A 4859-nucleotide genomic window follows, 5' to 3' on the forward strand; every position below is an offset into this window, starting at 1 on the left:
ATCGGGAAACTCGGTGGGTGGGGTCGCGGTATTTTGCCAAATCAGAAAGTCTTTTTCAGAGTTTCCCTAGGCTGACAAGCCAAGCGCTGGATCGCAACCATCCATCACCTTATCCAGCTAGATCTGCCTCCTCCAATAAGTGCCGCACAAATCCCGGCGGGTGCAGATTTCCGGGAGGTTTGCGCCAGATCAGTTGGAGACGCTTTTCAAGCCCCGGGATGGGAAGAGCTACCAGCGCGCCACTGCGAACTTCGTCTTGTACTGCGGAAGCCATCACCAACGACACGCCGAGTCCCGCCCTCACTGCTTGTTTGACTGCCTCGGTGCTGCCTAGCTGCATACCGCTGCGAGGCACGCCCAGTTCGCCAAAGTATTCGGTCAGAAGCCGTCCGGTACCGCTACCCGGTTCACCTCCCAGCATCGGCAGGTCCACCAGACGATCACGTTCTATGCACCCTGCTTCAGCCAGCGCATGGTCGGGGCTGACGATAAGCACCAGCGGCTCGACCCGCCAGAGGCGGTGTTCGAAGTCGGGGTGAGGTAGCCACCATTCCATGATCGCGGCGTCGAGCTGGCCCGCCAGTAGCTGGTCGGCCACATCCGGGTTGGCGGCGATGCGCAGATCCACCTCGCCCCTCTCATTTGCGGTCGTCAGATAGTTGCGCACGAATGGCTGGAGAAGGTAGGTGCCGATGTTGGAGCTGGCCCCGACGCGCTCACGATTGCCATGCAGGGCTTCTAGCGCCCGGGCGTGCATGTCGAGCAAGGCGGTCGCATGCGGCATGAAGGCCAGCGCCCGTGTGGTAGGCTGGCAGCCGCTACGACTGCGCTGCACCAGCGTTACGCCGACCTGCTCTTCAAGCTTCTGCAAGTGCTGCGACACCGTCGGCTGGGCCAGCCCCAACGCCCTCGCCGCGCTCTGAAAACTGCCTGTTTGAACGATCGCTACCAGGCTCTTCAGCCAGACCGGATTCAACATGCGGCAGGCTCGGCCTTGGGCAGACGGTTCGCAGCGTTGATTGGGCGCGCACCTGCCAATACCTGGATGATGTTCTGCGCTGCACAACGTTCAATCTCCAGGCGCACCGCGCGCACTGCCGACCCTATGTGCGGAGTGAACAGCGTATTCGGATGCGCGAGCAGCGCAGGATCGATCAGCCGCGGCCGGTCCGCGCGAGCCCAGTCTTCCATTTCGAATACATCCGCCGCATACCCGCCGAGCTGGCCTCGCTCAAGCGCCGCGAGCACGGCGGCTTCATCCACTACCGAACCACGACAGGGGTTTACAAGCAGAGCGCCCGGCCGTACGAGGGCAAGCAGCTCGGCGTTGACCAGATGCTGGGTATCGGCATTCAAGGGAAGCGCCAGCAGGATGAAGTCCGAGCTGGCGAAGAGTTCGCTGCACGCCACCTGGCGCAGGCCGAGCCGTTGCTCGGTTTGTGTATCCAGAGCCTTCGCCTCGTGGTACTGCAGGGTCGCGCCCCATCCCTGCAAGCGATCAGCCATGGCCAGTCCGATGGCGCCCATGCCAAGGATGCCGACCGTAGCGTTATCCAGCCCCGTGCCGTAGAACTGTGGTTGCCAGCCCTGGAACTCGCCAGAGCGGACGAACGCATCTGCTGCCCGCAGATGCCGCCCCAGCCCCACCGCCAGTCCGATCGCCAGCTCGGCAGTCGGGACCGTCAACAGATCAGGCACGAAGGTCAGCCAGACCCCGCGGGCAGTACAGGCGTCCACATCGAAATTGTCGAAGCCCTTGAGCGCGCAGCCGACTACACGCAGCTCAGGGCAGGCTTGAAGAAAGTCTGCATCGACCCGATCGGGCATGAACGCCATCATCGCCTGAGCATCGCGACAGCGGCGCAGAATTTCCTCGCGCGTCAGCGTGCTGTCGGTCTGGTTGGTCATCAGCTCGCAATGTGGCGCCAGCAGTTGCAGGATCTCATCGTGTACTCGGTGAGTTATAACGAGTTTCGGCAGCATGGTTTGTCCTATTTGAAACGTTTGCGCAGCACGCCACTGAAGGCGTCTACTAGCGTGACCATGGCCAGGATGACCAGCAGGATTGCTGCAACCTCCTGGTACTGCATGATGCGCAGCGAGCCCATGAGTTCGAAGCCGATACCGCCGGCGCCAACCATGCCCATCACGGTGGAGGCGCGAAAGTTGTATTCCCAGCGGTAGATCGCCACGTCGGCGAACTGCGGCGTCACCTGTGGCAAAACCGCGTGCAGCAGCACTTGCATCGGCGTAGCCCCCGCCGCCCGAGCGGCTTCCACCGGCGCTTCGTCGACGTGCTCGATGGCCTCGGCGAAGAACTTGCCGACCATGCCGACCGAATGCAGACCCAGGGCAAGCACGCCCGGCAAGGCGCCGAACCCTACGGCTGCAACGAAGATGATGCCCATGATCAGCTCCGGCACCGACCGCAGGGCATTGAGCAGCACCCGGGCAACACCGAACACAAGGGGGTGCGGCGCCGTATTGCGCGCTGCAACGAAGGCCACCACCAGCGAGAACACCACTGCGATGGCCGTACCGGCGATGCTCATCGCCAAGGTGTCGATCAAGGGGCGAATCCAGCTTCGATAGCCCGAAAAGTCTGGCGGCATGGCCTCGCCTGCCAGGGTCGCGATGGAGGGCAGCCCGTTCAGCAGCGTGGTGGCATCGAGCAGCCCCACGTACCAGCAGGCCAACAGCACCACTCCGAATACAATCGCCACCTGCCCCAGCTGGCGCCACCAACCGAGGCCGAAGCCTCGAAGGATGTGCTCGCGTTGCTCTGCAGGCAGCGCCTGCACGTCGTAATGAGTAGACATATCGGTGCTCACATCGTGGCGAAGTCGAGGCCGAGCAGCGATCCCATTTTGCGGATCACATCGTAGTCGGCGTCGGTGATTGGCGCGAAGGCCTCGGCCTTGAAGTTGCGCAGCACTTCGGGATCGTCGATACCGACGAATACATCCCGCACCTTGGTTTTCAGCTCGGGGCTCAGGTTCGAGCGCATCGCCCAGGGGTACTGGGGGTATTCGCCGCTGTAACCAAGTACTTTCACCTTGCTCGGATCGATTAGGCCACGTTCGGCTACGTGATTGAAAATTACCTCCGACAGCCCACCCGCATCGGCGTTGCCGTTCGCCACGTTGACGGCAACGGCGTCATGCGTGCCCACAAAATATTGTTCGTAGTCCTGCCCACCCGTCAAACCGGCCGTCTCAAGAAGCACGGTTTTGGGAATCAAATGGCTGGACGTCGATGCCCGGTCACCATAGGCCATCTTCTTGCCCTTAAGGTCGGCATACTCATTCACGCCTGACGCCACATTGGCGATAATCACCGAGCGATAGGTCGGCTTGCCGTCGATGACCATGGCAGCGAAGGGCTCGATGTCGCTTTTGCTTTTGGCCATGACGTAGGACAGCGGACCGAAATACGCCAGGTCGATACGGCCAAAGCGCATCGCCTCAATCATCGAGGAATAGTCGGTGGTTACGATCAGCTGCACCTTCTTGTCCAGATGCTCTTCCAGATAATCCTTCAGCGGCTGGTTACGCTTGATCAGCTCGGAGGCGTTTTCGTCCGGCAGCAGGGCAACCTTTAGCACATCCGGATCGGCATCGGCCGCTAGGGCGGACAAACTTGAAACAGCGGACAGCAAGCAAGTCAATAAGAGCGCGGATAAGCGTTTCATCGGGACTTCTCCAGTGAAGGTTCGAGCATGACAGGTGGTTCAGCCGGAGCATTCGCTGGCTGAGTCGTAGAGCGGCCTGCATAGATGCGCTCAAGCTGCGCATCGGTGAGTTCCGAGGGCGCGGCATCGAAAACGATCTGAGAATCGGCCAGCCCGACGACGCGATCGGCGAAGCGGCGGGCATATTCGAGTTGATGCAGCGAAACGATGGCGGTGATGCCGTCTTCCTTGCAGATGTCGCGCAGCAATCCGAGAACACGGACCGAAGTGGCCGGGTCGAGACTGGCTACCGGCTCATCGGCCAGAATGATCGCCGGCTGTTGCGCTAGCGCACGCGCGATGCCTACCCGCTGCTGCTGGCCACCGGACAGTTTGTCCACCCGGCTTAGCGCCTTGTCTGCCAGACCGACCCGAGCGAGGCAACTGAGCGCAATCTCCTGATCGGCACGCGGCAGAGGAAACAGCGAGCGGAGCGTGTTGTGAAAGGCCAGCCGACCGGTAAGCACATTAGCCAGTGCGCTTTGACGTTCGATTAGCTGGTGGTGCTGAAAGATCATGGCGGTACGCCGACGATGCTGACGCAAGGCCGAGCCGCTGCCGAGCTCACCGAGTTCGCTGGTGACACTGCCGCCAGTGGGCGTGACGAGTCGATTGAGACTACGGAGCAAGGTCGACTTGCCTGCGCCCGAGAGACCAAGCAGCACGGTGAACTCACCACGCCGAAATGCAATCGAGGTATCGCGTAGGGCTGTCACGCCGCCTGGATAGACGACGCTCAACCGGTCGACCCGCAGCACGGCGTCCTGTATCGGATGGGGCATCATTTGATCACCTTTCGCAATATTGCTGGCCGCACAATTGCGGTTCGCGATGCAAAGGATAGAAATTCCTTGTTACCGCACTGCTTCTAAAGGATGACATTTCGATGAATACTTCGAATCTGCCGTAGCGGGGCGGCAAGCGAAGCCGTGGAAGAACGGGCGCAACGTAGCGTCTTTCTTCACGCGGGATACAGGAGGCTTTGATTGATACTGCTGCGGATTCGCTACAGTAACGTTGGGCCAGAACGTAATGCCATCCAAGCAAGAGAGCGCACACTAGGGAAACTCTGAAGAAGACTTCCAGATTTTGGCAAAATACCCGGATTCCACCCACCGAGTTTCCCGAT

5 protein-coding genes are annotated in these 4859 nt (G+C 60.8%); all 5 read right to left on the reverse strand.

Annotated elements, in window-relative coordinates:
- Positions 1-109 precede the first annotated feature (109 nt).
- Genes KOSB73_RS28135 through phnC form a run of 5 tightly spaced genes read right to left on the reverse strand, consistent with a single transcriptional unit; the run spans position 110 to position 4515 of the window.
- On the reverse strand, positions 110-979 hold the full coding sequence (locus KOSB73_RS28135) for a LysR family transcriptional regulator (RefSeq protein WP_010466239.1): 870 nt from the start codon (positions 977-979) through the stop codon (positions 110-112).
- On the reverse strand, positions 973-1983 hold the full coding sequence (gene ptxD, locus KOSB73_RS28140) for a phosphonate dehydrogenase PtxD (RefSeq protein ID WP_003118429.1): 1011 nt from the start codon (positions 1981-1983) through the stop codon (positions 973-975). Before ptxD ends, KOSB73_RS28135 begins: the two co-directional genes overlap by 7 nt.
- An 8-nt stretch (positions 1984-1991) precedes the next feature.
- On the reverse strand, positions 1992-2819 hold the full coding sequence (gene phnE / locus KOSB73_RS28145; RefSeq protein WP_010466252.1) for a phosphonate ABC transporter, permease protein PhnE: 828 nt from the start codon (positions 2817-2819) through the stop codon (positions 1992-1994).
- Between the two features lie 8 nt (positions 2820-2827).
- Complete coding sequence (gene phnD / locus KOSB73_RS28150) at positions 2828-3691, reverse strand: phosphate/phosphite/phosphonate ABC transporter substrate-binding protein (protein ID WP_047727570.1); 864 nt, start codon at positions 3689-3691, stop codon at positions 2828-2830.
- Entirely contained in the window at positions 3688-4515 is an 828-nt protein-coding gene (gene phnC / locus KOSB73_RS28155; protein ID WP_047727571.1) for a phosphonate ABC transporter ATP-binding protein, read from the reverse strand. Before phnC ends, phnD begins: the two co-directional genes overlap by 4 nt.
- Between the last annotated feature and the right edge of the window lie 344 nt (positions 4516-4859).

Source organism: Klebsiella grimontii, from assembly GCF_900200035.1.
Lineage (GTDB): Bacteria > Pseudomonadota > Gammaproteobacteria > Enterobacterales > Enterobacteriaceae > Klebsiella > Klebsiella grimontii.

What these genes read in the sequence shown, in the direction of transcription:
- KOSB73_RS28135 (WP_010466239.1), bottom strand. Translation starts at nt 979, where the DNA reads ATGTTGAATCCGGTCTGGCTGAAGAGCCTGGTAGCGATCGTTCAAACA.
- ptxD (WP_003118429.1), bottom strand. Translation starts at nt 1,983, where the DNA reads ATGCTGCCGAAACTCGTTATAACTCACCGAGTACACGATGAGATCCTG.
- phnE (WP_010466252.1), bottom strand. Translation starts at nt 2,819, where the DNA reads ATGTCTACTCATTACGACGTGCAGGCGCTGCCTGCAGAGCAACGCGAG.
- phnD (WP_047727570.1), bottom strand. Translation starts at nt 3,691, where the DNA reads ATGAAACGCTTATCCGCGCTCTTATTGACTTGCTTGCTGTCCGCTGTT.
- phnC (WP_047727571.1), bottom strand. Translation starts at nt 4,515, where the DNA reads ATGATGCCCCATCCGATACAGGACGCCGTGCTGCGGGTCGACCGGTTG.